Source organism: Mangrovicoccus algicola, from assembly GCF_014903745.1.
Taxonomy (GTDB): domain Bacteria; phylum Pseudomonadota; class Alphaproteobacteria; order Rhodobacterales; family Rhodobacteraceae; genus Mangrovicoccus; species Mangrovicoccus algicola.
The window spans coordinates 17,581-41,862 of sequence record NZ_JACVXA010000010.1 but is presented as its reverse complement, the minus strand read 5'-3'; the positions used below and the strand labels follow the sequence as shown (position 1 = coordinate 41,862).

The window sequence follows — 24,282 nt, the reverse complement described above, 5'->3', positions numbered from 1 at the left end:
GGGCGGCGCGCTCAGTCCCGGGGCGCGGCGCCTGCGGCGAGGCTCTGCCGGGCCAGCGCCCGGATGATGTCGCTGCGCGTGGCGATGCCGATCAGGCGGCCGCGCTCCAGCACCGGCACGGCATCCACCGCGGCATCGGCCATCATCGGCAGCAGCGCCGCGACCGGCGTGGCGGCCACCGCGCGCGGGCCCGCGACGCTCATGACATCGGCCGCCGCGAGGGACCGGCGGCGGTCGGTCAGGCGGCGCATGGCAGCGGCAAAGCCGCGCCCGCCGCGGAACGCATCCTCCTGCGCCCGCTCGATCAGGTGGATCTGGAAGATCACCCCGAAGAACCGCCCGCCCGGCCCGGTCACCGGCAGCGAGGCGAAGCGGTGGCGGCGGAACAGGGCGACCACCTCGGCCAGCGGCGTGTCCGGCGACACCGTGACCAGGTCGCGCGACATGATGTCCGCGACCGAAGCCACCCCGCCGCGATGCGCCGCCGTCTGCAATTCGGCCGCCCCGATCAGCCGTGCCAGATCCCCGGTGCCCAGATTCAGCGACTGGCGGTAGCGGGTGAGGATCGACTCCAGCTCGGCCCCGCTCAGCCCGGCGCTGCCCGCCGGTGCGGGTCCCGGCGCCCCGGCCGCGGGGGCGAGGCCGCGCATCGGATAGTGCCGCCCGGTCAGCCGCGCATGGATCATCGCCAGCCCCACCAGCAGCACGGTGCCGGTTGCCACCGGCGCCAGCGCGAAGCCGAAGCCCAGACGCTCGACCATCCCGGGATCGAGCGCGGCGGTCATCGCCACGGCGCCGGCCGGGGGATGCACCGCGCGGCACAGCAGCATGACGGCGATGGCCAGCCCCACGGCCAGCGCCACGCGCAGGACCGGATCGCCCGCCAGCAGGCAGACCGCGACCCCCACCAGCGCCGCCAGGGTATTGCCCATGACGGCGGGCCAGGGCTGGGCCAGGGGACTGCTGGGCGCGGCGAAAAGCAGGACCGAACTGGCCCCGAAAGGCGCGATCAGCGACAGGCCGATCCCCGGTCCGGCCACCGGCGCCAGCGCCTGTCCCGCAAGACCCGCCACGGCCAGCCCGGCCAGCGCCCCGGTTCCGGCGCGCAGCGCCTCGGCGGGACGGGCCTGCGGCACGGCGGGGCCGAGGGCGCGCAGAAACGGGGGCATGGCGGGCTCCTTTCGCAGACCGCCTGATTTTTCACCGACGCGCCGCGGATGCAAGCGCCCCGGCGGTCAGTCCGGTTGTGCCCAGACCGTGCCGCCTTCGGCCAGCGCCTGCGCCTCCAGTGCCAGGCGCATCACCTCGAAGGCATGGGACTGGGCCATCGCGGTCTGGGTCCGGTCGCGGATATCGGCGGCCAGCGCGGCGAAATAGGGCAGCCCGGCATCGCGGCAGTCGATCCGCTCCATCCGGGTGCCATTGACCAGGATCAGCGTGTCGGTCTGCGGCCCGTGGCCGGGATCCAGGTACTTGCGCAGCTCGATATAGCCTTCGGTCCCCAGGATCGTCACCCGCCCGTCGCCCCAGACCGGCAGCGCCCCGGGCGTGAACCAGTCGACCCGCACATAGCCGGTGGCGCGCGGGCTGCGCAGCGCCAGTTCGCCGAAATCCTGCAAGCCGGGATATTCGGGATGCGCGCGGTTGGCGACCGTGGCCATCGATATCTCGGCCGTCTCGGCCCCGGTGAAATGCAGGAACTGGTCGATCTGGTGCGAGGCGATGTCGGTCAGGATGCCGCCATAGCGGGCGCGCTCGAAGAACCAGGGCGCGCGGCGCGGCGCCTCCAGCCGGTGCGGCCCCAGACCGACGGTATTGACCACCTCGCCGATGGCGCCCGCGCGGATCAGCTCGCCCGCGCGCGTGGCCGAGGGCACGCGGAAGCGTTCTGAGAAATTCACCGACCAGATCCGTCCGGTGCGCGCGACGCAGTCGCGCAGCGCGGCCAGCTGCGCCGCGCTGGTGCAGCCGGGCTTGTCGACCATCACGTCCTTGCCCGCCTCCATCGCGGCGATGGCAAGCGCGGCGCGCTCGTCGGGGATGGCGGCGATCAGCACCAGACCGATGGACGGATCCCCGAGGATCTGCGCCATGTCCTCGCATTGCGGCACATCGGGGAAGCGCGCGCGCAGCTTCTCCAGCGGCGGCGGGCTGCCCGTGCCCCAATAGCCCGCGAATTCCGCCCCGGCCGCCGCCATGCCCTCGGCCATGCCCAGGATATGGCCGTGATCCAGCCCCAGCGCCGCGAATTTCAATGTCCCGCTCATGCCGCATCCTCCGCCAGCCAGATCCGCCCGTCGCGGGCCGAGACGGTGGTCGCCTCGATCAGCCGATGCACCTCCAGCGCGGCCTGCCCGGTGGCGGCGGGGGGGCGGCCATCGCGGATCGCGGCGGCGAAATCCTCGATCACCGCCTGGTGCAATTCATGGCCGAAGCCCATCGGATCGGCGGTCCCGCCCGAGCCTGTCCCGCTGCCTGCCTCCTCGATGCGCCCGTCGCGCCAGCGCACCGCCAGATGCCCGGCCGACAGGGTCAGGCTGGCCTTCTCGAAATGCAGCGCGATCGAGTCCTCGCCGCCGGGAAAGGCGGCGGTGGCGGCATAGAGCGACCCCACCGCCCCCGAGGCGAAGCCCAGCCCGGCGGCGGCGAAATCCTCCGCCTCCATCCGGTGCAGCCGCGTCGTCGCGGTCATGGCCTGCACGCGCGTGACGGGGCCGGTGAGGCTCAGCGCCAGGTCCATCGCATGGATCGCCTGGGTGATCAGCACGCCGCCGCCGTCGCGGGCATGGGTGCCGCGGCCGGGTTCGTCGTAATAGTCCTGTCCCCGCCACCAGGGCACGCGGATCTCGGCCAGTCCCAGCGCGCCCAGCCCGCCCGAGGCGACCAGCGCGGCGGCCCGGCGCGAGGCCGCGCGCATCCGGTGCTGGAACACCAGGCCCAGCGTCACCCCGGCCGCCTCGCAGATCGCGACCACTTCCGCGGCCTCGGCCAGGTCGCGCGCCACGGGCTTTTCCAGAAGCACGTGCTTGCCCGCCGCCGCCAGGGGCGCGATCAGCGCGGCGCGCGCATCGGGGGGCGTGACGATGATGGCGAAATCCACCTGCGGATCGGCGGCGACCTCTTCGGCCGTGGCATAGAAGTGCAGCTCATCCCGCGCGATCCCCTCCTCCGCCGCAAGGGCCCGTGCGGCCTCGGGGCGGCGCGCCATGATCCCGTGAAGCGCGACCGTCCCGGCCGCCGCGCGGCAGGCGCGCAGATGCGTGGCCGCCACCATGCCCGCCCCGATCAGCACCGCGCGCGGTGCCCCGTCCTGCCTGTCCTGCCCCATCGCCTGTCCTCCCGCTGGTTCCCGGCCACTCTGCGCCTCGCGGCGGCCGGGGCAAGGGGACAAGTCAGCGCCCCCGGCCCCGCGGCGGATCAGTCCGGGCGGCCGCGGATCAGCGCCGCCAGAGGGGCGGGCAGGCCGGTGATCTCGCCCAGCCCGGCCTGTCGCGGCGCAGGCGGCGTCCCGGCGGCGATGTCCTGCAGGCAGGCGGTCACCGCCGCCGTGCCGTCATGAAGCGGGATCGCCGCCGCCGGGGCCAGCCGCGCGGCCATGCCCATCACCGCCGCCCCGCACAGCACCGCCGCATCGGCCCCCGCCTCTGCCAGCCGCGTCACCGCCGCCGCCACCGCATCGCTGCGCGCGGCGGGATCCATATAGGCGTCGACGCTGTCCAGCTCCACCACCTCGACCGCCGCCAGCGCGGCGCCGTATCCGGCGAAAAGCGCGTGATACATGGCGCGCGTGGTCTCCCCCAGGATCACCGCGCCGGGCCGTTTCGCGCCGCCCGCCAGCGCCGCCGCGCAGGCCGAGCCGGTCAGCCCCGCCACCGGCACGGGCAGCGAGGCGCGCAGCGCCGCCAGGCCGCTGTCGAAGGAAATCGCCAGAAGGACCCCGTCATAGCCCGCCGCGTGATGCGCCGCGAGATCCAGCGCCGAATGCGCGGCGATGACATGCTCGGCCTCGGTCGTGACGATGCGCGCCCCGAACCGCCCGGTCACGCCCTCGATGGTCACGCCCGGCGGCGCGGCGGCGCGCGCGGCCGCCAGGACGGTTTCGGTGACGGTCGCGGAGGTGTTCGGATTGATGGCGAGAAGACGCAGGCTCATGGGCGGGCTCCGGGGAATGGGGCGGCCGTTTCCGCGATTGCCAAGGGCGGCGGGGCCGGGCAGAATGGCATCCCATATCGCAGCGATGATGGCAACGCCCCGTGACCCTTCCCGATCCCACCGATCCCGACCTTCCCGCCGCCGCCACGCCGACGGCCATTGCCGAATGGGTGGCCGACGTGCTGCGCGACCGCATCGTCAAGGGCGAGATCGCCCCGGGCGGACGGCTGGTGGAACGCAAGATCTCGGCCGAGCTGAACCTGTCGCGCACGCCCGTGCGCGAGGCGCTGAAGCTGCTGCGCAATGACGGGCTGATCGAGATTTCGCGCAACAAGGGCGCGGTGGTCACGGCCTATGGCGCCCAGGAAGCGCTGGACCTCTTCGAGGTGATCGCCGCGCTGGAGAGCCTGTCTGCGGGGCGGCTGGCCCGGGCGGCCGGGGCGGCGGAGATGGAGGAGCTGGAAGAGCTGCATGACCGGATGCTGGTCTTTCACAAGATCGGCAACCATACCGATTATTTCGACACGAATTCGGCGATCCACGACCTGATCGTGGAACGCGCGGGCAATCCGGTGATCCAGGCGACCCACCGGCGGCTGATCGCGCGGGCGCGGCGCGGGCGCTATCTGGCGATCATGGACCCGGCGCGGCTGCGCCAGGCGGTGGAGGAGCACTGCATCCTCATGGAGGCGCTGCGCGCGCGCGACGCCGGGGCGGCCGAGGCCGTCTGGCGCCGTCACCTGGCGCATACCGGGGAAAGCGTCGCGGCGCTTCTGGATCCGGCCCTTCACGGCTGAGCCCGCCGCCACAATCCCTCGCAGACCGCCTGGGCGGTGGCGACGACCTCGGCGGGATCGACGCGGGTCGGGCGGCGGTCGCGCACCAGCCATTCGCCCGCCACCATCACGTCGGTGACATTGGCCGCGCTGCCGGAATGGGCGACGATCCCGAACCCGTCGATCACCGGGCGCAGGTTGGCCGCCTCCGGGTCCAGCAGGATCAGGTCGGCCGGGTCGCCCGGACGCAGCCGCCCGGTTGCCGCGTGGCCCTTCAGCGCCGCTGCCCCGGCGGTCGTGGCCCAGCCGAAGACCTCGCGCGCGTCGAATTCGAATTGCAGCGGCCCCGCCCGCCAGCGCGCCGCCGCCAGGGCCATGCGCATCGCCTCGAACATGTCGGCCGACTTGGTATCGGTGCACAGCGTGATCGCGGCACCGGCCTCCTGCAGCGCGCGGATCGGCGCGGCCGCCCCGAAGGAGGCATTGCCGATCGGCGCATGGGCCACGACCGACCCCGCCGCGCCGAAACGGGCGATGTCGTCCTCGGACATGAAGATGCAATGCGCGGCGATCAGGTCCGGGCACAGCAACCCCAGATCGTCCAGGAACTCGGTCGGCGTCATGCCCTCGCGTGCCCGGATCTGCGCCACCTCCATCGGCGACTGGCTCAGATGGGTGTGGATCTGCCGTCCCCCGGCCTGCGCCAGGTCGCGCATCTCGGCGAAGATGCGGCGCGAACAGCTGTCGGGCGCATGCGGCGCGAGGATCGCCGAGATCCGCCCCTTCCCGTCCCAGCGCTCCATGACCTCCAGCGCCGCGCCCAGCGTCGCCTCGCCCAGGGCCCGGTCCTCGACGAATTCCCCGCGCGCCAGCGCGGCGCTGTCCATGTCCATCACGCGGCCGCCGACCATGGCGCGCAGCCCGAATTCCTCCGCCGCAAGTGCCAGCGCCTCGGGGCAGCGATAGTAATCGACGATCGTCGTGGCCCCCGCGGTCAGCATCTCCATCACGCCCAGCCGCGCCAGCGCAAGGGTCTCTTCCTGCGACAGCCAGTGGCCCTGCGGCACGCCGGGGATATAGGCGGGGGCGAAGCCGCGATCCTCCACCATGCCGCGCACCGCCATCAGGGGCGAATGGTTATGCGTGTTCACCAGCCCCGGCAGGCACAGGGCCCCGCGCGCGTCCAGCCGCGTGAAACCGGCAGGCGTCGCCAGGCCGCGCCCCTGCGCGGCAATGCGGCCGTCATCGCCGATCAGCAGATCCGAGTCGCGCGCCAGCCCCGTCTCGGGGCAGAGCAGGGACAGGTTCGTCAAATGGCATCCCATTGTGGGTTTCCTCTCGCTTACCATGATGGCATGCCATCTTCAGGCCTGCCTTTTTTTGCATCATTTTGAGAAATTCAGTCGGAATTGGCCGGTTTTCATGGAATAAGCCCCGCGAAGACGGTCTTTGTCAAATGGCATTCCATTCTGGATCAAACCGGCCCCGATCCCCGGGGGACAGCAAGGAGCACCATCAATGACCCGCCACGGAACACGCGGCCTGACGCGCCGCACGCTGCTCAGGAGTTCGGCCTTCGCAACCCTCGGCACCCTGGCCGCCCCGGCGATCCTGCGCGCCCAGACCAGCGAGATCGTGATCGGATGCGCCGGCAGCCACACCGCCTGGATGGAAGAGATCGTCGCGCCGCACATGAAATCGGCGATCGGCGCGGACATCCTGTTCGAGGGCACGAAATCCTCCGTCAACCTGGAGAAGATGGCCTCCAACAAGGACCGCCCCTACCTGTCGGTCGTGCAGATGGACGACCCGGTGATGATCCAGGCGGTCGAGGCGGATCTGCTGAGCCCGATCACGGCGGATGCGGTGCCGAACATGGCCGATCTGCGCCCGGATGCCGTCCACATGGACGGGATGTGGTGCAACTATGTCCAGCCCTGGGCCGGGGTCGCCTACAACACCGATTTCGCCCCCGGCGGCGTGTCCAGCTGGGCCTCGCTCTGGGCGCCGGAGAATGCCGGTCAGGTCATCATCCCGTCGCTGCAGAATACCGAAGGCGTCTGGACGCTCTATGCCGCCGCGATGCTGGCCACCGGCAAGCCCTTCGCCGAGGCGCAGTACGAGGTGGAGGCCGCCTTCGCCAAGCTCGAGGAACTCAAGCCCAACCTGCTGTCGGTCTATTCGACGATGAGCCAGGCCTTCAACCTGCTGGAGCAGGGCGAGATCACCATGCTGGCGGGCAACTTCTCCTCCTACACGCTGCCGCGCAAGGCCGAGGGCGTGCCGGTCGACCTGTCCGCCCCCGAGGAAGGCATCTTCGCCATGCCCTCGGGCATCTGCCTGGTCAAGGGCGGGCCGAACCCGGAACTGGCCCAGGCCTATGTCAACGAGATGCTGGGCCCCGACATGCAGGCCGCCATCGCCGATTTCGCCTCCTCGGTTCCGGCCAACACCACCGTCAAGGCCGGCGCGGTCGTGCCCGAGGGCGTGGCGATCCATTCGCCGGACTGGGCCTTCGTCGCCGCGAACCGGCGCGAATGGATCGAGCGGTTCGACAAGCTGATGGCGCTGTGACGATGACCGGCATGACCCCGCAGGCGCCAGGGCGCCACTATCTCGATGTCTGGGGCGTGGCGAAGTCCTTCCGCGGCACGCGGGTCATGTCGGGAATGAACTTCCGCATGGACCGGGGCGAGCTGGTCTCGCTTCTGGGGCCCTCGGGCTGCGGCAAGACCACGCTTCTGCGCATCATCGCCGGGCTGATGGAGGCCGACGAGGGCGACGTGGTCCTGGGCGGGCGCAACATCACGCGCCTGCCCGCGCATCGGCGCAACATCTCGGTCGTGTTCCAGAACTACGCGCTGTTTCCGCATCTGAGCGTGGCCGAGAACGTGGCCTTCGGGCTGCGCGCCCGCGGCACGGCGAAAGCCGCCTGCGCGCAGCCGGTGGAGGAGGCGCTGAGCCTGGTGCGCATGGATGCCTTTGCCGGGCGGCCGGTCTCGGCGCTGTCGGGCGGCCAGCAGCAGCGCGTCGCCGTGGCCCGCGCGCTGGTGGTGCAGCCCGACCTGCTTTTGCTGGACGAACCCTTCTCGGCGCTGGACCGCAAGCTGCGCGAGACCATGCAGGTGGAGCTGAAGGCGCTGCTGCGCGACCGCGGCATCACCGCGATCTTCGTCACCCATGACCAGGAGGAGGCGATGGGCGTCTCCGACCGGATCGCGGTGATGAATGCCGGGAAGATCGAGCAATTCGCCGATCCCTCGACGCTCTATGCCCGCCCCGCCACGCCCTTCGTGATGGATTTCGTCGGTCTTTCCACCCGGCTGTCCGGGCGCGTGGTCCAGGATGACGGCGCGCGCAGCATCGTCGAGACCGGCTGCGGCCTGCTGACCGCCCCCGGCGGCTTCGCCCCCGGCACGCCCGTCCAGATCGGCGTGCGCCCGGAACTGATCTCTCCCGGCGAGGGCGAGAACACGATTTCCGCGCGGCTGCGCGATGTCATGGTGCTGGGCGCCAAGACGGTCCTGCATGGCGAGGCCGCAGGCAGCGACCGGGTGATGTGCGAATTGCCCGGGATCCGCGGCGGCATGACCCGCGGCGACGAGCTGCGCCTGGGCTGGTCGGTGGCCGACACGCTGATCCACGAGGCGGCGGCATGAGCGGACGTCTCGACCGGATCGGGTTGCTGGCCGTTCCCGCGCTCGGCTTCCTGGCGGTGATCTACGCGCTGCCGCTGGCGATGCTGCTGGCGAAATCGGTGCAGGGGCCCGAGGGGTTCAGCCTGGCCGAGTACCGCGCCTTCTTCGCCGATGAATACAATATCCGCGTGCTGATGCGCACGCTGCGCGTCGCCGCGCTGACCACGGTCCTGGCCTTCGTCATCGCCTATCCCACCGCCTTCGCCATGTCGCGGGCCAAGGGGATCTGGCTGACCGTCTTTCTCGTCGCGCTGGTGCTGCCGATGTCGCTGGGCGTGGTGGTCAAGGCCTTCGCCTGGTCGATCCTGTTCCGCGCCAACGGCGTGCTGAATTCCGTGCTGATGGGGATCGGGCTGACCGAGCGCCCGGTGCGGATGCTGTTCACCGAGACGGCGCTGATCGTCGGGGCGGCCAATGTCTTCCTGCCCTTCATGGTGCTGCCGATCTATTCGGTGATCCGCCAGCTCGACAGCCGCCTGCCCGAGGCCGCCGCCAGCCTGGGCGCCAGCCCGTGGTTCCGCTTCACCCGGGTGACGCTGCCGCTGAGCCTGCCGGGCGTGGTGGCCGGATCGGCCTTCGTCTTCTCGATGGCGGTGTCGATGTATGTCATCCCCTCGCTGATCGTCGGCGAAAGGCAGCAGAACCTGTCGATGCTGATCGCCCGCTCCTTCCTGTTCCTGCGCAACGAGGCGCTGGGATCCACCCTTGCCGCCATCCTCCTGGCCATCGCCATCGTGGTGGTGCTGGGCTCGGGCTGGCTGGCCGCGCGCCTGGGAGCCCGCCGATGACCCGCGCCGACCGTTTCGCCCTGGGATTTTCCTGGATCATGGGGCTGGCCTGCATGGTCTTCCTGATGCTGCCCATCGTCATCACCGTCGTGGTCAGCTTCACCGACTCGCCGGTCTACACGCTGCCGCCGCCGGCCTGGTCCTTCCGCTGGTATGCCGAGGCGGCGACCCGGCAGGGGCTGTGGGACGCGGTGCTGATGTCGCTGAACCTGGCCACCGTCTCCACCGCCGTGTCGCTGGTGCTGGGCACGCTGGCCGCGATCGCCGTGGCGCGGGGAAATTTCCCCGGGCGCGAGGCCATCGCCACCTTCGCGGTCTCGCCCCTGATGATGCCGGGCCTCGTGGTCGGTGTCGCGCTTCTGCAGTTCTTCCGCGAGATGGGGCTGCGCGACGCCTATGCCTCGCTGCTGCTGGGCCATGTCGTCATCACCCTGCCCTTCGTGATGCGCACGCTGCTGGCGGCGATGAATGCCTTCGACTTCTCGCTGATCGACGCGGCGCGGACGCTGGGGCTGAGCTATCCGAAGGCCATCGCGAAGGTGCTGATCCCCAACCTGGCCCCGGCCTACCTGACCGGCGGGCTCTTCGCCTTCCTCGCCTCGATGGACAATTACCCGATCTCCATCTTCCTGACCGACGCGCGCAACAAGACCCTGCCGATCAAGATGCTGCAATACCTGGAGGAACAGCCCGACCCGTCGCTGGCGGCCATGTCCTCGGGGCTGATCCTGCTGGCCATCCTGGTCCTGGCCTTCGGGGCGCGCACCGTCGGTCTCAACCGCATGATCCAGGGATGAGCCGCATGGATGACCGACGCGATTTCCGGGGTTATTTCGGGCAGGAACCCGCCCCCTGCTGGCCCGATGGCGCGAAACTGGCCCTGTCCTTCGTGGTCAATGTCGAGGAAGGGGCGGAGCTCTCCGTCGGCGACGGCGATCCGCGCAACGAGGACACCTACGAGATCCGCGAAGAGGTCCGCGGCGCCCCCGACCTGTGCATGGAGAGCCATTTCGCCTATGGCACGCGGCAGGGCTATGCCCGCATCGCCGGGCTCTTCGAGCGATACGGCATCCGCGCGACCTTCTCCGCCTGCGGCCGCGTGGCCGAACGCGCGCCCTGGCTGCTGCAGGACGCGGTGGCGCGCGGCCACGAGGTCAGCTGCCATGGCTGGCTGTGGGAACGCCATGCGGGCATGGACCCCGAAGCCGAGGCGCAGGTGATCGAGCGCACCCATGCCGCCATCGCCGCCGCCACGGGCACGGCCCCGGTGGGCTGGCACACCCGGTCCTCGGCCTCGGTGCAGACCCGCGCGATCCTGAAGGCGCGCTGCGACTTCCTCTATGACAGCGATGCCTATGACGACGACATCCCGCGGATGGAGGGCGGCCACGTGATCCTGCCCTATGCCTTCGACACCAACGACATGCGGTTTTCCCCCGGCGGCGGCTTCGTGCAGGCGCGGGATTTCTCGGATTACGTCACCGGCGCGCTGGAGCGGCTGCGCGCCGAGGGCGCGAGTGCCGCGCGGATGATGTCCGTGGGGCTGCATCTGCGCCTGATCGGCCGTCCCGGCCGCATCGCCGGGCTGGAGGCGGTCCTGGCCCGTCTCGCCGCCTGCGGCGATGTCTGGACCGCGCCCCGCCGCGAGATCGCCCGCCACTGGGCCCGTCACCACGGGGCCGCCCCGTGACCCATTTCCAAGTCCCTGACCCGAAAGACAGACCGATGCGCCTGCTGCTCGTGAACCCCAACATGACCGTCGCCATGACCGAGCGGATGGCCGCCATCGCCCGCGCCACGGTCGGGGACCGTGCCGAGATCGTTCCGCTGACCGCGACGCGCGGCTTCCCCTATATCGCCTCGCGGGCCGAGGCGCAGATCGCCGGCGGCATCGCGCTGGAGATGATCGCCGAGAATCTCGACGGGATCGACGCGGTGGTGATCGCCGCCTTCGGCGATCCCGGCCTGATGGGGGCGCGCGAGCTGTTCGACCTGCCGGTGGTCGGCATGGCCGAGGCGGCGGTGATGTCCGCGGCGATGATGGGCGAACGGTTCTCCATCGTCACCTTCTCGCCGCTGATGACGCGCTGGTATGCCGATTGCGTCGCGGCCACCGGGCTGGGCGGGCGGTTCACCGGGGTCTGCACCCCTGCCGCGCGCGAGGTCGACGTGGCCCGCGTGCGCAGCGACCTGCGCGACGACCTCGTGGCGCTGGCCAATCGCGCGGTCACGGAGCAGGGCGCCGACGTGGTGATCCTGGGCGGCGCGCCGCTGGCCGGGCTGGCCCCCGAGATCGCCGCCGAGGTCCAGGCCCCGGTGATCGACCCGATCGCCGCCGCGACGGCGCAGGCCATGACCCTGGCCGGGCTGGGCGGCCGGTTCGCCGGGCGCGCCTGCAAGCCCGCGGGAAAATCCGCCATCGGCCTCGCCCCGGCCCTGGCGCGGGCCATCGCGATGGAGGTGCGCTGATGCTGGACACGCTGATCGCGGGGGCGCGCGTCGTCACCCCGGCGGGAACCACGACCTGCAATATCGGCATCCGCGACGGGCGCATCACCTGGCTGGGCGAGGATCGCCCGGAGGCGGCCGAGGTGATCCAGGCGGCCGGGCTGATCGCCATGCCCGGCGGGATCGACAGCCATGTCCATATCTCCCAGCCCTCGGGGCCGGGGATCGAGATGGCCGATGATTTCGCCTCCGCCACCCGCGCCGCCGTGGCGGGGGGCAATACCACGGTCCTGCCCTTCTGCCTGCCCGAGGAGGGCCAGACGCTGCGCGCCGCGGTCGCCGCCTATCACGAGAAGGCGGCCGGAGCCTGCCTGTGCGACGTCTCCTTCCACCTGATCGTCAAGGATACCGACCCGGTCACGCTGGGCCAGGACCTGCCCGCGCTGATCGCCGCCGGGCATACCAGCTTCAAGGTCTTCATGACCTATCAGGGGCTGGCGCTGTCGGATCGCGAGATCCTCGAGGTGATGAGCGTGGCGAAGGCGCAGGGCGCGCTGGTCATGGTCCATGCCGAGAACGAGGATGCCATCGAGTTCCTGCGCGACAAGGCCGATCGCGAGGGCCATGGCGACCCGGTCTGGCATGCCCGCACCCGTCCCGTCCCGGTGGAGCGCGAGGCCACCCACCGCGCCATCACCCTGGCCGAGATCGCCGATGTGCCCCTGACCATCGTGCATGTCTCCAATGCCGAGAGCCTCGACGAGATCCGGCGCGGGCGGGCGCGCGGCGCGAAGGTCTTCGCCGAGACCTGCCCGCAATACGTGACCCTGACGGCCGATGACCTGGACCGCGCCGGGTTCGAGGGGGCGAAATACGTCTGCTCGCCGCCGCCGCGGGGCCGCGAGGACTGGGACGGGATCTGGGCGGGGATCGAACAGGGCGGCTTCGAGCTGTTTTCCTCGGACCATTGCCCGTTCCGCTTTGCCGATCGCGCGGGCAAGGACGCCCCCGGCGCCCGCGACAGTTTCCGCAATATCCCCAACGGCATCCCGGGGGTGGAGACGCGGCTGCCGATCCTCTTCTCCGAAGGGGTCTCCAAGGGCCGCATCTCGCTGGAACGCTTTGCCGCGATCACCTCGACGAACCATGCCCGGCTTTACGGGCTGGCCGACAAGGGCGCGATCATGGTCGGCAAGGATGCCGACATCACCCTGTGGGACCCGGCCCTGACCCGCCCGATCCGGCAGCAGGACCTGCATCACGGATCCGACTACACGCCGTGGGAAGGGTTCGAGATCACCGGCTGGCCGGTGCGCACCATCCTGCGCGGCGCGACCGTGATGCTGGACGGAACCCCCTGCGGATCCCCCACCGGCCAACATGTTGAACGAACTGCCCCGGAGACGCTGCTGTGACCCATTCCCTGATCGACGGCGCGCGCGTCGGCATGCTGACGCCCTCGTCCAATACCGTGCTGGAGCCCTATACCTCGGCCATGTTCTCGCCCTTCGGCGAGGCGGCGACCGCGCATTTCGGCCGGTTCCGCGTGGTCGAGATCTCCATGTCCGAGGCCTCGCAGACCCAGTTCACCGAAGGCCCGATCCTCGAGGCGGCCGAAAGGCTGGCCGAATGCCGGCCGCGGCTGATCTGCTGGAACGGCACCTCGGCCTCCTGGCTGGGGCTGGAGAAGGACCGCGCGCTGTGTGCCGCGATCGAGGCGCGCACCGGCATCCCGGCCACCTCCACCATGCTGGCCTTCGACCGCGCCTTCCGCGGGCTGGGCGTCCGGCGGCTGGGCCTCGTCACGCCCTATCTGGGCGAGATCCAGAGCTTGATCCAGGCGAATTACGCCGCGCAGGAGATCGAGGTGGTGGCCGAGGCGCGGCTGGAGGACAAGGGCAACTATTCCTTCGCCACCTACCCGCCCGCGCAGGTCGCGGGCATGATCCGAGAGGTGGCCGGGGCGAAGCCGGACGCCATCGCCGTCGTCTGCACCAATTTCCGCGGCGCCCCGGTGGCCGAGGGGATCGAGCAGGAAACGGGCATCCCGGTGCTGGATTCCATCTCGGTCACCGCGGCACATTGCCTGCGCGAAATGGGCTGCGACCCCGCCCGCGTCGAGGGCTGGGGATCGGTGTTCCGGCTGTTCTCCGAAATCGACTGACCAACGGGCGGCACGGCCCGGCAAACACGCACCAACAGGAAAGAGACCCCATGAAGCACATCCTCACCGCCGCGGCGCTGGCCGCCGCCGCCTTCCCCGCCTGCGCCGAAAGCCTGCGCGTGATGGGCCAGCCCGTCGCGACGGGGCTGATCCAGAAGACCGTGGAGCAGCCCTTCTTCGAGAATTTCGCCGAGGAGACCGGGCTAGACCTGACCGCCGATTACCAGCCGGTCGATGTCACCGGGATCAAGGATACCGAGCAGCTGCGCATCCTCAAGGGCGGGCTGTTCGACATCGTCTCGCTGCGTCTCAGCCAGGTCAGCCGCGACGAACCCGCGATCCTCGGCCTGGACCTCGTGGGGCTGAACCCCGATTACGCGACCGGCAAGCGCACGGTGGAGGAATTCGCCCCCCAGGTCGATGCCCGGCTGCAGGAGAAGTTCAACACCAAGCTGCTGGGCGTCTGGCCCTTCGGCCCGCAGGTGCTGTTCTGCGAACCCGAGATCGCCTCGCTGGCGGATCTCAAGGGGCTGAAGGTGCGCGTCTATGACCAGAACCTGGCCAATTTCATCTCGCTGGTCGGCGGCACGCCGGTGCCGCTCGGCTTCGCCGAGGTGCAGCAGTCCCTGGCCCGCGGCGTCGTCGACTGCGCCGTGACCGGCCCGTCCTCGGCCAACTCGGCGGGCTGGCCGGAAGTGACCTCCTACATGATGCCCATCGCCTTCCAGCTGGCGATGAACGGCTACGGCATTAACCTGGACACCTGGAACAAGCTTTCGCCGGAGGAGCAGGAGAAGCTGCAGGCCGCCTTCGACCGCCTGACCGACCGGATCTGGACCTATTCCGAGGAACTCTTCGTCGATGCGGTCAGCTGCAATACCGGCGGCGAGACCTGCGAGACCGGCACGAAATACGACCTGACCCTGGTGGAGCCGTCGCAGGCGGATATCGACCTGATCGGCACGGCCGTGACCGACGTGTCCTTCCCCGCCTGGCAAGAGACCTGCGACGCGGTCAGCCCGGACTGCTCGGCCTCCTGGATGGAGACCGTGGGCATGCATTACCAGTTCTGATCCCCGGCCCGCGCCCCCTGCGGGCGCGGGTCCCCATGCAAGGATGACGCCATGGACCGCCTCGCCACCTGGATCAGCCGGCTTTTCGGGGCCGCGCTTCTGTTCCTGTCGGGCTTCGTCGCGCTGGAAACGGTGCTGCGCAAGGCCTTCAACACCTCGCTTCAGGGGGCGGACGAGCTGGGCGGCTACATCCTGGCCTTCGGCGCCGCCGCCGCCTTCACCGTCGCGCTGATCGACCGGGCGCATGTGCGCATCGACGTGCTGCACCGCCGCTTTGCGCTGTCCGTGCAGGCCTGGATCGACCTTGCCTCGGTGCTCAGCCTCGGGCTTCTGGGCCTGTTCTTCCTCTATGTCGGCTGGGGCGTCATCGCCGACACGATCGCCTACAAATCCACCGCCGCCACGCCCTGGCGGACGCCGCTGATCTGGCCGCAGGCGGCCTGGTACGGGGCGCTGGCGCTGTTTGCCGTCGCCGCGCTGTGGCTGTCGCTGCGCGCGCTGATGCTGGTGGCGCGGGGCCGCATCCGGCAGGTCGCCGCCGAGTTCAATCCCAAATCCGCCGAGGAGGAGCTGAGCGAGGAACTCGACCAGCTCCACGCCCGCTGAGGACCCTTTCATGACGATCATCGACATCCTTCTGGGCTTCACCGTGATGATGGGGCTGCTGCTGATCGGGCTGCCCGTGGCGGTGGTGATGGTGGCGCTCGGCGTCGCGGGGGGCATGATCCTCTACGGGCCGGTCCTGCTGGGCAGCATGGGGCCGGTGCTGTGGGGCGTCTCCAACGAGAGCGTGCTGACCGCGATCCCGCTGTTCATCCTGCTGGGCGAACTGCTGCTGCGCTCGGGCATGGCCGACCGGATGTACGGCGCGCTGTCGCTGTGGCTGGGACGGCTGCCCGGCGGGCTTCTGCACACCAATATCGGCTCCTGCGCGCTGTTCGCCGCCACCTCCGGATCCTCCGTGGCCACCGCCGCGACCGTCGGCACCGTGGCGCTGCCGGCGCTGGGGGAACGCGGCTACCGGCCCGACCGGTCGCTGGGATCTCTGGCGGCGGGCGGCACGCTGGGCATCCTGATCCCGCCCTCGGTCAACCTGCTGGTCTATGGCTCGCTGGCCTCGGTCTCGGTCGGGCAGCTCTTCGTGGCAGGGGTGATCCCCGGGCTTCTGCTGACGGCCCTGTTCATGGTCTTCGTGACCGGCGAAAGCCTGTGGCTGCGCCGCCGCGGCCTGTCCGATGCCGCCCGCCCCGAGGCGGAGGTGCCGCTTGAGGCCAAGCTGCGCGGGCTTTTGCACCTGATCCCCGCCGCCACCGTCTTCGCCATCGTCATGGGCTCCATCTACCTGGGCATCGCCACGCCCACCGAAAGCGCGGCGCTGGCGGTGATCGTCGCGCTGCTCTTCGTCTGGCGCGAGGGGCGGCTGAGCTTCGCCTTCCTCGATACCTGCTTCCGCCAGACGGCGAAGACCACGGGCATGATCCTGCTGATCATCTGCGCGGCCTTCACGCTGAACGTGACGCTGGCCCTGGGCGGCATCACCGGCACGGTCTCGGCCTGGGTGGCGGGGCTGGGGCTGACCCCGGTCGCGCTGCTATTCGCCCTGATGGTGTTCTACCTGATCCTCGGCATGTTCATGGACGTGCTGTCCATGCAGGTGCTGACCATCCCGGTCGTCGTGCCGATCGTCACCGCCGCGGGGATCGACCCGGTCTGGTTCGGCATCTTCGTCGTGCTGATGAGCGAGCTGGGCATGATCACCCCGCCGGTGGGGATGAACCTCTATGTCGTGCAGGGGGTGCGCAGCGATGGCGGTCCCTTCTCGGACGTGGTCAAAGGGGCCATTCCCTATGCGGTGCTGATGCTTGCCTTCACCGCCCTCCTGATCTTCTGGCCGGGCCTCGCGCTCTGGCTGCCGCGGAGCCTGTATTGATGAGCTGTCCCGATGCAACCGACCTTCTTGCCGATTTCGCCGCCGGGCGGCGCGACCCCGTCGGGGCGATGGAGGAGACCCTGGCGCGGATCGAGGCGCTGGATCCGCTCCTGAACGCCCATTCTGCCCGCTCCGCCACGGCGATGGCGGAGGCGGAGGCCTCGGCCGCGCGCTGGAAGGCCGGCACGCCCATGGGCCCGCTCGACGGGCTGCCGGTGATCGTCAAGGACAACCTGGTCAGTGCCGGGCTGCCCGCCTCCTGGGGCAATGCCGAACTGGCGCGGCGCCTCCCGGATCAGGACGAGGTGCCGGTGGCGGCGCTGCGCCGGGCGGGGGCGATCTTCACCGGCAAGGGCAACACGCCGGAATTCGCGGTCGAGGGCTATACCGACAACCTGACCTTCGGCGTGACGCGCAACCCCCATGACCCTGCCCTCACGCCGGGCGGCTCCTCGGGCGGGGTCGTCGCGGCGGTGGCGGCGGGCATGGCCTTTGCCGGGCTGGGCACCGATGGCGGCGGCTCGATCCGGCGGCCCGCGGGCTATACGGGGCTGTGCGGCCTGAAGCCCGGGATCGGGCATGTGCCGCGCGGCGGCGGGCTGGCCCAGGTGCTGCTGGATTTCGAGGTGGCGGGACCCATCGCGCGGTCGCTGCGCGACCTGCGGCTGCTGGATGCGGTCCTGTCGGGGCGCCGCGCCGCGGCCGCCGCGCCGGGCCGGGCGCGGATCCTCGCCGTTGCCCGCATGCCGGAGGCGCCCTGCGATCCGCAGATCATCGCCGGGTTCGAGGCCGCAACCGAGGCGCTGCGCCGGGCCGGGCACGAGGTCGTGGAGGGCGGGATGCCCCATGATCTTGCCCCGCTCAACGCGCTGTGGGGCCGGATCGGCGAGATCGGGCTGGCCCATTACTTCGCGCAGGACCCGGCCGTCGGGAAGGCCGCCGCGCCGAAATACCGGGAGATGGCCGCGCGCGGTGCCGCCGCCCCGGCCATCCAGCTCTGCGAGATCCTCGGCCATGTCTTCGCGCTGCGCGAGGCGGCGCGCGGGCTGTGGGGCTATGACGCGATCCTGACCCCGGCCTCGGCCGCCCAGCCCTGGCCCGCCGCCGAGGCCTTCCCGCCGGTGATCGACGGCCAGGAGGTCGGACCGCGCGGCCATGCGGTCTATACCGGCTGGGTCAATGCCGCGGGCCTGCCGGGCGTGGCCTTCCCCGCGCCGGGGCAGACGGGCCTGCCGGTCGGCCTGCAGCTGGTCGGCCCCGCGGGGGCGGAGGCGCGGCTGATGGCGCTGGCCGAGCAGGTCGCGGCCCCCTTCCGCGCGCCCGGTCTGCTGGCAGGGTGATTGACTAACGCCGATGTGCGCAATATATATGCGTTAGCCGAAGGAGCCCGCCATGCCCCCGATCCCCGCCCCGCAAGACCATCTGGACGCCACCTTGCGCCAGCACGGGTTCCGCGCCGGGTCCGGGGCCTTTCTTTCGGCGCTCGACGAGGCGCTGGATGCCGTGCGCCCGCCCCGCCCCGCCCGCCTCAGCGGGGCCGAACAGGCCGCGCTTGCCTCGGTGGGGGCTTTCCCGGCGGCGGCCGACGAGGGTCCGGGCCTGCAGGCGGCCGCGTTGCGCATGGCGCTGCTGGAGGAGTCGCTGGGCGTGGCGGAGGCGGCGCGGCTTTGCGGCGTGCGCGACAGCCGCATCCGCCAGCGCCTGATCGAGGGATCGCTGCTGGGTCTGCGCGCGGTTTCGGGCCGCGATGCCTGGCGTCTTCCCGCGCTGCAATTCGAGGCGGGGCGCGAACTGCCCGGGCTGGCCCGGGTTCTGAAGGCCCGCCCCGGCGCCGCCGATCCGCTGGCTGCCGCGCGATTCCTCATCACCCCGCAGCCCGACCTGGAAACCGGCAGCGGCGGTGCGATGACGCCGCGCGACTGGTTGATCCTGGGCGGCGATCCCGCCGCTGTCGCGGCGCTGTTCGCGCAGATCTGACCCCCGGCGATGGCCAAGCTGCCTGATCCGCCCGCAGCGCAGACGCTGGCCGCGCTCGGCGCCGATCTGCATCGCTGGCCTGCCGGGGCCGCGATGGGGCGCATCTATTTCCGCGGCGGCGATCACCCGGCCGACTGGAACGCCTTCCGTCACTGGGGCCCGGGCGGGTCGCGCTTCGATCACCATCTGGGCGGGCCGGACGGAGAGGGATGCGTGCAGCCGCGCGGCATCCTCTATGCCGCCGGGGCCGCCGCGCCGGGGGCGCTGGCCGTCTGTGCGGCCGAGGTGTTCCAGGCGACGCGGCTGATCCGGCGCCGCGACCGCGCGCCGTGGTTCGCGGTCTTCGCGCCTGCGCGCGAGCTGCAGCTTCTGGACCTGACCGGGCTGTGGCCGACCCGGGCCGGGGCCTCCATGGCGATCGCCACCGGCCCGAAGGCCCGCGCCCGCGGCTGGAGCCGGGCGATCTACCGCGCCTTCCCGCGGATCGATGGGCTGATCTACGGTTCCTCCATGGCGGGCAATGCCCCGGTCGTGGCGCTGTACGAACGTGCCGCGGACGCGTTGGGCCCGGATCCCGCCTTCAACCGCGCGCTGGAGGATGATGCGCTTTTCCCGTCGCTCTCCACCGCGGCGGCGCGCATCGGCTACGCCCTGATCTGAGGCGCATGCCGGGCAGAACCCGATCCGATCTACATGAAAGTTGACATGTAAAGCACTGAAATATGGTGTGTATCAATGCACCGCGGCGCGGCCGCATCCGGCCGGATCGGTGCCCGCATCTCTCCAGCCGGACCGCGGGCCCTGCCGCGCCTTTCCTGATCGCCTGCCCCGCAAAGCCCGCTTGCGCCCGGGCCCGGGCGCAGCCTTTGCGGCGTTGCCCAGCGGTGCGTCATCCCGATTTCCCGGCTCGATGAATGCCGTGTCGCCGGGCGCTCGGACGGCATTCCGGAGTGCCGGGGTGGGGTGTCATATTGCCGCAGAGCTCGTCATCCGCGCCAGCATGACAGGCCCTTGGCACATCCTTGACCTTCGGAAACCTTCGGCAATCAAAATAAAAGATTCGTAAATACAGTCATTCTGGAGAAATATTCCCGGAGGGCGGGAGAACACCGGTTGCGTCGGCTGCGGCGCCCGGGGGACGGACCCGGTCAGATAATCAGTCACCCCCGACCCGTGCCCGTCGTGCCGGGAGGGAACCGTCAAGGATACCGACGATGCCCGCATCTTATGACTTCAATTCCGCCGCGCTCTACACGCAGAACGGAGACGGGACCTATTCGCTGATCGAGGGCGATGTCTCCGGCGAGCAGGGGTCCGCCATCGACGACAGCCCCGTGACCACCTCCGGTTCGCTGGAAACCCAGGGCGGCGGCGCCACCGACAACGAGTTCTTCGAAGCCAACGAGAATGTCAGCAGCGCGAGCGGTATTTCCGGCCAGTACAAGGGCTATATCACCGTCGACGGCACGGATTACCTGATCCTGCAGAACACCTCGGGGAACAACACCTTCTACATGGTCTCCACGGCCACCGCCGAGGAAGCCTCCTATCCGCAGGATTTCTCGGATGCGGACGTCACCACCGACCCGCTGCAGGAATGCTTTGCCGCGGGCACGATGATCGCGACGCCGGAGGGCGAGCGCGCGGTGGAAACCCTGGCGCCGGGCGATCTGGTGGTGACCGCCGAAGGCCGCGCCGTGCCGGTCCTCTGGGTCGGACGCCAGACCCTGCACAAGATCTTCACCCCGGCCGACCGGTTCTCGCCGGTGCGGGTCAGCGAAGGCGCGCTCGGCGAGGGCCTGCCGACCCGCGACCTCGTGCTGACCGGGGACCATGCGCTGCTGATCGACGGCATGGCCATCAATGCCGGGGCGCTGGTCAATGGCACGACCATCGCGCGCGTGCCTGCCTCCGAGCTGCCGCAAAGCGTCACCTACTATCATGTCGAGACCGAAGCGCATGACATGATCCTGGCCAATGGCTCCGCGGCGGAGACCTTCGTCGATTATCTGGGCCGCCGTCCCTTCGACAATTACGACGAGTACGTGGCGCGGCACGGCACGGATCGCGACATCCCCGAGATGACCCGCATCCGCATCTCGTCCCAGCGCCAGGTTCCGGCCGAAATCCGCGCCCGCCTCGGCCTGCCGGCCGTCGCGGCCTGATCCCGGCGGCAGGGGGGCGCCGCTCCCCTGCCACGTCGCGGGTCGCGGCTCAGGCGCCGCGATCCGCCAGTTCCCGCAGCACGCTCATCAGCTCCTGCGGAGCGCGTCCGTCCGCGGCATTCCAGTATTCGGGCGTGGATTTGTAGGGCAGCCGCATATGCGTCTGCACGCGCCGCATCAGTGCCTGATCGGGCAGGATCACCAGATCGGCCCGCGCCTCCGCCTCCGGCGTCTCGCCCAGATAGACGGCCGCTGCCCGGGTCAGCAGGCCCGGCCCGGTCTTGGACCAGGGCGAGTCGTTGTCGCGCCGCAGCATCGCCTCGCAGGCCATCGTGACGGCATGGCGCAGCAGTGGATGGCCCGGCCGCGCGATGATCAGGTTGTTGGCCACCGCCCCGTCCGCCTCGCGGAACAGGATCGCCCCCCCGCCCAGACGCCGCAGCGTCTCGGGTGCGGCCACCAGCAGGTCGTCGGCATCGGCATAGATCCCGCCATCCTTCAGCAGCAGGCAGAGCCGCAGGAAATCGGCCTCTTCCGTCGGGCTTCCGGCCAGGCCGAAGGCGCGCAGGTGGTCCTCGCCCATCTCGGACCGCAGCCATTCGCGTGCCGAACGGCGGCTGAACAGCCGGTAGTCGTATCCCGGCCGCTGCCAGCTCTGCATGACCTGCTGCAGCATCGCGGGCGGGCGGTCGCTGTCCCAGTACTGCACGACGCGCCGCGGGATCGCCTGCGCCGCGGCCGCACCCGCCGGCATCCCCCGGCCCGCCGCCTGCCAGCGTTCCGTCATCAGCCGCGCGGGCAGGTAAAAGACGTGATGCAGGTCGCCATAGGGCGTCGGTCCCTCGCCCGGCACCAGCGGCAGCCCCCCCGCAACCTGCCGCAGCAGCTGCATCTCGTTCATCCACGCCCCTGCATGGGAGACGCGGAACTTGTTCATCGCCGTCGCCCCGCGCCCGGTCCGCGCCGCCACCAGCGGTGCCAGTTCCTCGGCCCGCTCCAGGTCGCCGCGCGCAACCGCCAGCCGCATCTCCTCATGGACCGAGGGGGCGGCCAGCTGGCCCGCCGCCGCGCGTTTCAGCAGCGCCTGGGCCTGCTCATGCCGGGCCAGCGCCAGCAAGATGGAAAAGCGCATCGCCTCGCTCAGCCGGCCCGCGGGCAGCCCCTCCAGCCGCGACAGCGCCTCGCCCGCACGGCCGAAGCGGATCAGCGCCACGACCTCCATGCGCAGGATCGCGAAGGCGGCAGGCCAGCGATGGCGGCAGGCCCGCAGATAGCGCAGCGCCAGCCGACGTTCGCCCGCCTCGATCAGCACCTGCGCCACCACGGCCGCCTGGGCCGGCGTGCGCCCGGCCATCGGTGCGGCCCGCAGCCGCTCCAGCGCCGCGAAGGGACCCGCCAGCAGCAGGTTGCCCTGGTCGCGGAAGACCGAGCGGACATGATCGGGCAGCCGCGGGGCCAGCGCCGGCACAAGCCGTTCGGCCAGGGCGGACTGGCCGCTGGACTGGGCGATCCCCAGCGCATGGGAGGCCAGCAGCGGCGGCACCCGGTCCTGGGCCAGCGCGGCGCGCAGCACCGCGGCGGCCAGGCGGAACATGCCCGCCTTCTCGGCGGTGCGCATCAACCCGACCAGGAACTGGGGCGGCCAGCCCGCCGGCGGCGCCCCGCCCAGGCTGTCCAGGGCGTGGCGGGCTTCGGCGAGGCGGCCCATCTGCAGGCAGAGGTCGCAGTATTTCAGCAGCAGCAGCGGGTTCTCGGCGCCACGGAACCGCCGCCCCGCCCGGGACGGCGCAGCGGTCGCGGCAGCGGGATCGGAGATCGTCATCAGGCCGGAGTCCATAGCGCCTCTTCGAGATGGGCAAGGGCGGCATCGAAGGCGCCGCGCTGCTCGGCCAGGGTCGCCAGCCCGGTCAGGGCGGCCAGGTCGGCCGGGTCCTGCGCCAGCATCTGGCGATAGATCGCCTCGGCCTCCTCCACCCGTCCGGCGGCGCTCAGCGCCTCGGCCGTCATGCGGTGCAGCGGCGATCCCGGCGGCGCCTCGCGCCGCAGCGGTTCGAGAATGGCCAGCCCCTCTCCCTCGCGGCCCGCCTGGGCGCAGATCTGGGCCAGGCGCGACAGGAAGCGCGGATCTCCGGGGCATTGCTCCAGCGCCGCGCGGCAGCGCAGCAGCGCCTCGTCGATATCGCCTTCCGCCTGGGCCACGCCGATCAGGATCATGAGGGCGCGCGGCTGCGCGGGCATGGCGGCCAGGACCGCGTGGCAGGCGGCCTCTGCCTCGGCCAGCCGTCCCGCCGCAACCAGCGTGTCGGCCAGCGACAGCCGGGCGCGCGGGTTGGCGGGAGACTGGGCGACCAGCGCCGCCAGCTCCTCTGCCGCGCGGTCCGCATGACCCTGTCGCGCCAGTGCCTCGGCGCGGACCCGGCGCAGGTCCTCATGGCCGTCATTGCGGGCCAGCCCGCGCGCGCACAGGCTCAGCGCCAGCGCCGGATCGGCCTCCTGCAGCGCCAGTTCCGCCCGCCAGGCCAGGACGGTCGTATCGTCGGGATCGGGTTCCAGCATCCGGTCCAGCAGGATCGCGGCCGCGCCGGTCTCGCCCATCGCCACCATCTGCTGGGACAGGCCGCGCATCTCGGGGCGGGGGCCGCTGAAGGTCCGGGCCAGGCCGCGCAGCAGCGCCTGTGCCTCGGCGGGGAACCCCATCCGCGTCAGCGTCGCCGCCTTCTGGCGGATATAGGCCTGGTCCTGGCGGGTGACGCCGAAGAGATCCGCCAGCCGGTCCAGCGACTGTTCCAGGCTGTCGGCCTTCAGGATCCCGACCCGGCCCGCATCGACGGCGCAGGCGGCACGGAAGGCCTGGGCGCGGGCATTGTCGGGCTCTTCGTGCAGGATGGCCGCATACAGCGCCTCCGCCTGCCGCGGGGCCCCGATCTCGCGCAGCCCCTCCGCCACGGCGAAACGCAGCCCGTTGCGGCCGGGGACGTGCTGTTCCTCCGGCATCAGCAGCAGCGCCCGAAGCTTCGCCAGATGCGCGCGCAGCCTGGTCCGGGTCCCTGCGCCCGCCGTCGGCGCGTCTGCGCCCGACCCTTGCGACATGTCACTCTCCACTCGTGCTTA

23 protein-coding genes are annotated in these 24,282 nt (G+C 71.0%); 16 read left to right on the top strand and 7 right to left on the bottom strand.

What is annotated here, in order from left to right:
- Window positions 1–11: 11 nt before the first annotated feature.
- From ICN82_RS05140 to ICN82_RS05125, 4 genes are all read right to left on the bottom strand, one after another.
- The gene (locus ICN82_RS05140; RefSeq protein WP_193180393.1) at window positions 12–1,169 is read right to left on the bottom strand and encodes an HPP family protein; all 1,158 of its coding nucleotides are present in this window, start codon (window positions 1,167–1,169) and stop codon (window positions 12–14) included.
- A 66-nt stretch (window positions 1,170–1,235) separates the two neighbouring features.
- Window positions 1,236–2,267: a Gfo/Idh/MocA family protein gene (locus ICN82_RS05135; protein ID WP_193180391.1), complete on the bottom strand. Its 1,032-nt coding sequence runs from the start codon at window positions 2,265–2,267 to the stop codon at window positions 1,236–1,238.
- Window positions 2,264–3,328, bottom strand: a complete 1,065-nt coding sequence (locus tag ICN82_RS05130) for a Gfo/Idh/MocA family protein (RefSeq protein ID WP_193180389.1) — start codon at window positions 3,326–3,328, stop codon at window positions 2,264–2,266. Before ICN82_RS05130 ends, ICN82_RS05135 begins: the two co-directional genes overlap by 4 nt.
- Before the next feature lie 89 nt (window positions 3,329–3,417).
- On the bottom strand, window positions 3,418–4,152 hold the full coding sequence (locus ICN82_RS05125) for an aspartate/glutamate racemase family protein (protein ID WP_193180387.1): 735 nt from the start codon (window positions 4,150–4,152) through the stop codon (window positions 3,418–3,420).
- 101 nt (window positions 4,153–4,253) lie between these two features.
- Between ICN82_RS05125 and ICN82_RS21600 the strand changes: the two genes are divergently transcribed.
- Window positions 4,254–4,949: a GntR family transcriptional regulator gene (locus ICN82_RS21600; protein WP_193180385.1), complete on the top strand. Its 696-nt coding sequence runs from the start codon at window positions 4,254–4,256 to the stop codon at window positions 4,947–4,949.
- Here the strand turns inward: ICN82_RS21600 and ICN82_RS05115 are convergent.
- On the bottom strand, window positions 4,940–6,253 hold the full coding sequence (locus ICN82_RS05115) for an amidohydrolase family protein (protein ID WP_193180382.1): 1,314 nt from the start codon (window positions 6,251–6,253) through the stop codon (window positions 4,940–4,942). The genes ICN82_RS21600 and ICN82_RS05115 overlap by 10 nt on opposite strands.
- A gap of 193 nt (window positions 6,254–6,446) precedes the next feature.
- Between ICN82_RS05115 and ICN82_RS05110 the strand changes: the two genes are divergently transcribed.
- The 15 genes from ICN82_RS05110 to ICN82_RS05040 all read left to right on the top strand — a co-directional run bounded on the left by ICN82_RS05110 (window position 6,447) and on the right by ICN82_RS05040 (window position 21,171).
- Window positions 6,447–7,502 (top strand): extracellular solute-binding protein, encoded by a 1,056-nt coding sequence (locus tag ICN82_RS05110; protein WP_193180375.1) that lies wholly within the window; start codon window positions 6,447–6,449, stop codon window positions 7,500–7,502.
- A gap of 11 nt (window positions 7,503–7,513) precedes the next feature.
- Window positions 7,514–8,587, top strand: a complete 1,074-nt coding sequence (locus ICN82_RS05105) for an ABC transporter ATP-binding protein (protein WP_193180374.1) — start codon at window positions 7,514–7,516, stop codon at window positions 8,585–8,587.
- Entirely contained in the window at window positions 8,584–9,414 is an 831-nt protein-coding gene (locus tag ICN82_RS05100; protein WP_193180372.1) for an ABC transporter permease, read from the top strand. Before ICN82_RS05105 ends, ICN82_RS05100 begins: the two co-directional genes overlap by 4 nt.
- Complete coding sequence (locus ICN82_RS05095) at window positions 9,411–10,211, top strand: ABC transporter permease (RefSeq protein ID WP_193180370.1); 801 nt, start codon at window positions 9,411–9,413, stop codon at window positions 10,209–10,211. The genes ICN82_RS05100 and ICN82_RS05095 overlap by 4 nt, the downstream gene beginning before the upstream one ends.
- Window positions 10,212–10,216: 5 nt before the next feature.
- Complete coding sequence (locus ICN82_RS05090; RefSeq protein ID WP_193180368.1) at window positions 10,217–11,104, top strand: polysaccharide deacetylase family protein; 888 nt, start codon at window positions 10,217–10,219, stop codon at window positions 11,102–11,104.
- Between the two features lie 35 nt (window positions 11,105–11,139).
- Window positions 11,140–11,883 carry an aspartate/glutamate racemase family protein gene (locus ICN82_RS05085; protein ID WP_193180360.1) on the top strand — a complete coding sequence of 248 codons (744 nt, stop codon included), beginning with the start codon at window positions 11,140–11,142 and terminating at the stop codon, window positions 11,881–11,883.
- Window positions 11,883–13,277 (top strand): dihydropyrimidinase, encoded by a 1,395-nt coding sequence (gene hydA / locus ICN82_RS05080; RefSeq protein ID WP_193180358.1) that lies wholly within the window; start codon window positions 11,883–11,885, stop codon window positions 13,275–13,277. The genes ICN82_RS05085 and hydA overlap by 1 nt, the downstream gene beginning before the upstream one ends.
- Before the next feature lie 32 nt (window positions 13,278–13,309).
- On the top strand, window positions 13,310–14,026 hold the full coding sequence (locus ICN82_RS05075) for an aspartate racemase/maleate isomerase family protein (protein WP_226898300.1): 717 nt from the start codon (window positions 13,310–13,312) through the stop codon (window positions 14,024–14,026).
- Window positions 14,027–14,076: 50 nt separating this feature from the next.
- A complete protein-coding gene (locus ICN82_RS05070) occupies window positions 14,077–15,099 on the top strand; it encodes a TRAP transporter substrate-binding protein (RefSeq protein ID WP_193180354.1) in 1,023 nt (340 codons plus the stop codon).
- A 51-nt stretch (window positions 15,100–15,150) separates the two neighbouring features.
- Window positions 15,151–15,705, top strand: a complete 555-nt coding sequence (locus ICN82_RS05065; protein WP_193180352.1) for a TRAP transporter small permease subunit — start codon at window positions 15,151–15,153, stop codon at window positions 15,703–15,705.
- A 10-nt stretch (window positions 15,706–15,715) separates the two neighbouring features.
- The gene (locus tag ICN82_RS05060) at window positions 15,716–17,029 is read left to right on the top strand and encodes a TRAP transporter large permease (protein ID WP_193180350.1); all 1,314 of its coding nucleotides are present in this window, start codon (window positions 15,716–15,718) and stop codon (window positions 17,027–17,029) included.
- Complete coding sequence (locus ICN82_RS05055; RefSeq protein WP_193180349.1) at window positions 17,029–18,369, top strand: amidase; 1,341 nt, start codon at window positions 17,029–17,031, stop codon at window positions 18,367–18,369. Before ICN82_RS05060 ends, ICN82_RS05055 begins: the two co-directional genes overlap by 1 nt.
- Before the next feature lie 52 nt (window positions 18,370–18,421).
- The gene (locus ICN82_RS05050) at window positions 18,422–19,006 is read left to right on the top strand and encodes a hypothetical protein (protein ID WP_193180347.1); all 585 of its coding nucleotides are present in this window, start codon (window positions 18,422–18,424) and stop codon (window positions 19,004–19,006) included.
- 9 nt (window positions 19,007–19,015) lie between these two features.
- Window positions 19,016–19,666, top strand: a complete 651-nt coding sequence (locus ICN82_RS05045) for a hypothetical protein (protein WP_193180345.1) — start codon at window positions 19,016–19,018, stop codon at window positions 19,664–19,666.
- A gap of 554 nt (window positions 19,667–20,220) precedes the next feature.
- Entirely contained in the window at window positions 20,221–21,171 is a 951-nt protein-coding gene (locus tag ICN82_RS05040) for a Hint domain-containing protein (protein WP_226898296.1), read from the top strand.
- A 49-nt stretch (window positions 21,172–21,220) separates the two neighbouring features.
- Here the strand turns inward: ICN82_RS05040 and ICN82_RS05035 are convergent, their stop codons facing one another.
- Both ICN82_RS05035 and ICN82_RS05030 read right to left on the bottom strand, forming a co-directional pair.
- Window positions 21,221–23,008 carry a glycosyltransferase family 32 protein gene (locus ICN82_RS05035; RefSeq protein ID WP_193180343.1) on the bottom strand — a complete coding sequence of 596 codons (1,788 nt, stop codon included), beginning with the start codon at window positions 23,006–23,008 and terminating at the stop codon, window positions 21,221–21,223.
- On the bottom strand, window positions 22,993–24,261 hold the full coding sequence (locus ICN82_RS05030; protein WP_193180341.1) for a tetratricopeptide repeat protein: 1,269 nt from the start codon (window positions 24,259–24,261) through the stop codon (window positions 22,993–22,995). The genes ICN82_RS05035 and ICN82_RS05030 overlap by 16 nt, the downstream gene beginning before the upstream one ends.
- Between the last annotated feature and the right edge of the window lie 21 nt (window positions 24,262–24,282).

What these genes read in the sequence shown, in the direction of transcription:
- ICN82_RS05060 (WP_193180350.1), top strand. Translation starts at nt 15,716, where the DNA reads ATGACGATCATCGACATCCTTCTGGGCTTCACCGTGATGATGGGGCTG.
- ICN82_RS05090 (WP_193180368.1), top strand. Translation starts at nt 10,217, where the DNA reads ATGGATGACCGACGCGATTTCCGGGGTTATTTCGGGCAGGAACCCGCC.
- ICN82_RS05135 (WP_193180391.1), bottom strand. Translation starts at nt 2,267, where the DNA reads ATGAGCGGGACATTGAAATTCGCGGCGCTGGGGCTGGATCACGGCCAT.
- ICN82_RS05095 (WP_193180370.1), top strand. Translation starts at nt 9,411, where the DNA reads ATGACCCGCGCCGACCGTTTCGCCCTGGGATTTTCCTGGATCATGGGG.
- ICN82_RS05130 (WP_193180389.1), bottom strand. Translation starts at nt 3,328, where the DNA reads ATGGGGCAGGACAGGCAGGACGGGGCACCGCGCGCGGTGCTGATCGGG.
- ICN82_RS05035 (WP_193180343.1), bottom strand. Translation starts at nt 23,008, where the DNA reads ATGGACTCCGGCCTGATGACGATCTCCGATCCCGCTGCCGCGACCGCT.
- ICN82_RS05065 (WP_193180352.1), top strand. Translation starts at nt 15,151, where the DNA reads ATGGACCGCCTCGCCACCTGGATCAGCCGGCTTTTCGGGGCCGCGCTT.
- ICN82_RS05140 (WP_193180393.1), bottom strand. Translation starts at nt 1,169, where the DNA reads ATGCCCCCGTTTCTGCGCGCCCTCGGCCCCGCCGTGCCGCAGGCCCGT.
- ICN82_RS05115 (WP_193180382.1), bottom strand. Translation starts at nt 6,253, where the DNA reads ATGGGATGCCATTTGACGAACCTGTCCCTGCTCTGCCCCGAGACGGGG.
- ICN82_RS05085 (WP_193180360.1), top strand. Translation starts at nt 11,140, where the DNA reads ATGCGCCTGCTGCTCGTGAACCCCAACATGACCGTCGCCATGACCGAG.
- ICN82_RS05040 (WP_226898296.1), top strand. Translation starts at nt 20,221, where the DNA reads ATGCCCGCATCTTATGACTTCAATTCCGCCGCGCTCTACACGCAGAAC.
- ICN82_RS05055 (WP_193180349.1), top strand. Translation starts at nt 17,029, where the DNA reads ATGAGCTGTCCCGATGCAACCGACCTTCTTGCCGATTTCGCCGCCGGG.
- ICN82_RS05050 (WP_193180347.1), top strand. Translation starts at nt 18,422, where the DNA reads ATGCCCCCGATCCCCGCCCCGCAAGACCATCTGGACGCCACCTTGCGC.
- ICN82_RS05045 (WP_193180345.1), top strand. Translation starts at nt 19,016, where the DNA reads ATGGCCAAGCTGCCTGATCCGCCCGCAGCGCAGACGCTGGCCGCGCTC.
- ICN82_RS05075 (WP_226898300.1), top strand. Translation starts at nt 13,310, where the DNA reads ATGCTGACGCCCTCGTCCAATACCGTGCTGGAGCCCTATACCTCGGCC.
- ICN82_RS05100 (WP_193180372.1), top strand. Translation starts at nt 8,584, where the DNA reads ATGAGCGGACGTCTCGACCGGATCGGGTTGCTGGCCGTTCCCGCGCTC.
- ICN82_RS05105 (WP_193180374.1), top strand. Translation starts at nt 7,514, where the DNA reads ATGACCCCGCAGGCGCCAGGGCGCCACTATCTCGATGTCTGGGGCGTG.
- ICN82_RS05110 (WP_193180375.1), top strand. Translation starts at nt 6,447, where the DNA reads ATGACCCGCCACGGAACACGCGGCCTGACGCGCCGCACGCTGCTCAGG.
- ICN82_RS05070 (WP_193180354.1), top strand. Translation starts at nt 14,077, where the DNA reads ATGAAGCACATCCTCACCGCCGCGGCGCTGGCCGCCGCCGCCTTCCCC.
- hydA (WP_193180358.1), top strand. Translation starts at nt 11,883, where the DNA reads ATGCTGGACACGCTGATCGCGGGGGCGCGCGTCGTCACCCCGGCGGGA.
- ICN82_RS05125 (WP_193180387.1), bottom strand. Translation starts at nt 4,152, where the DNA reads ATGAGCCTGCGTCTTCTCGCCATCAATCCGAACACCTCCGCGACCGTC.
- ICN82_RS05030 (WP_193180341.1), bottom strand. Translation starts at nt 24,261, where the DNA reads ATGTCGCAAGGGTCGGGCGCAGACGCGCCGACGGCGGGCGCAGGGACC.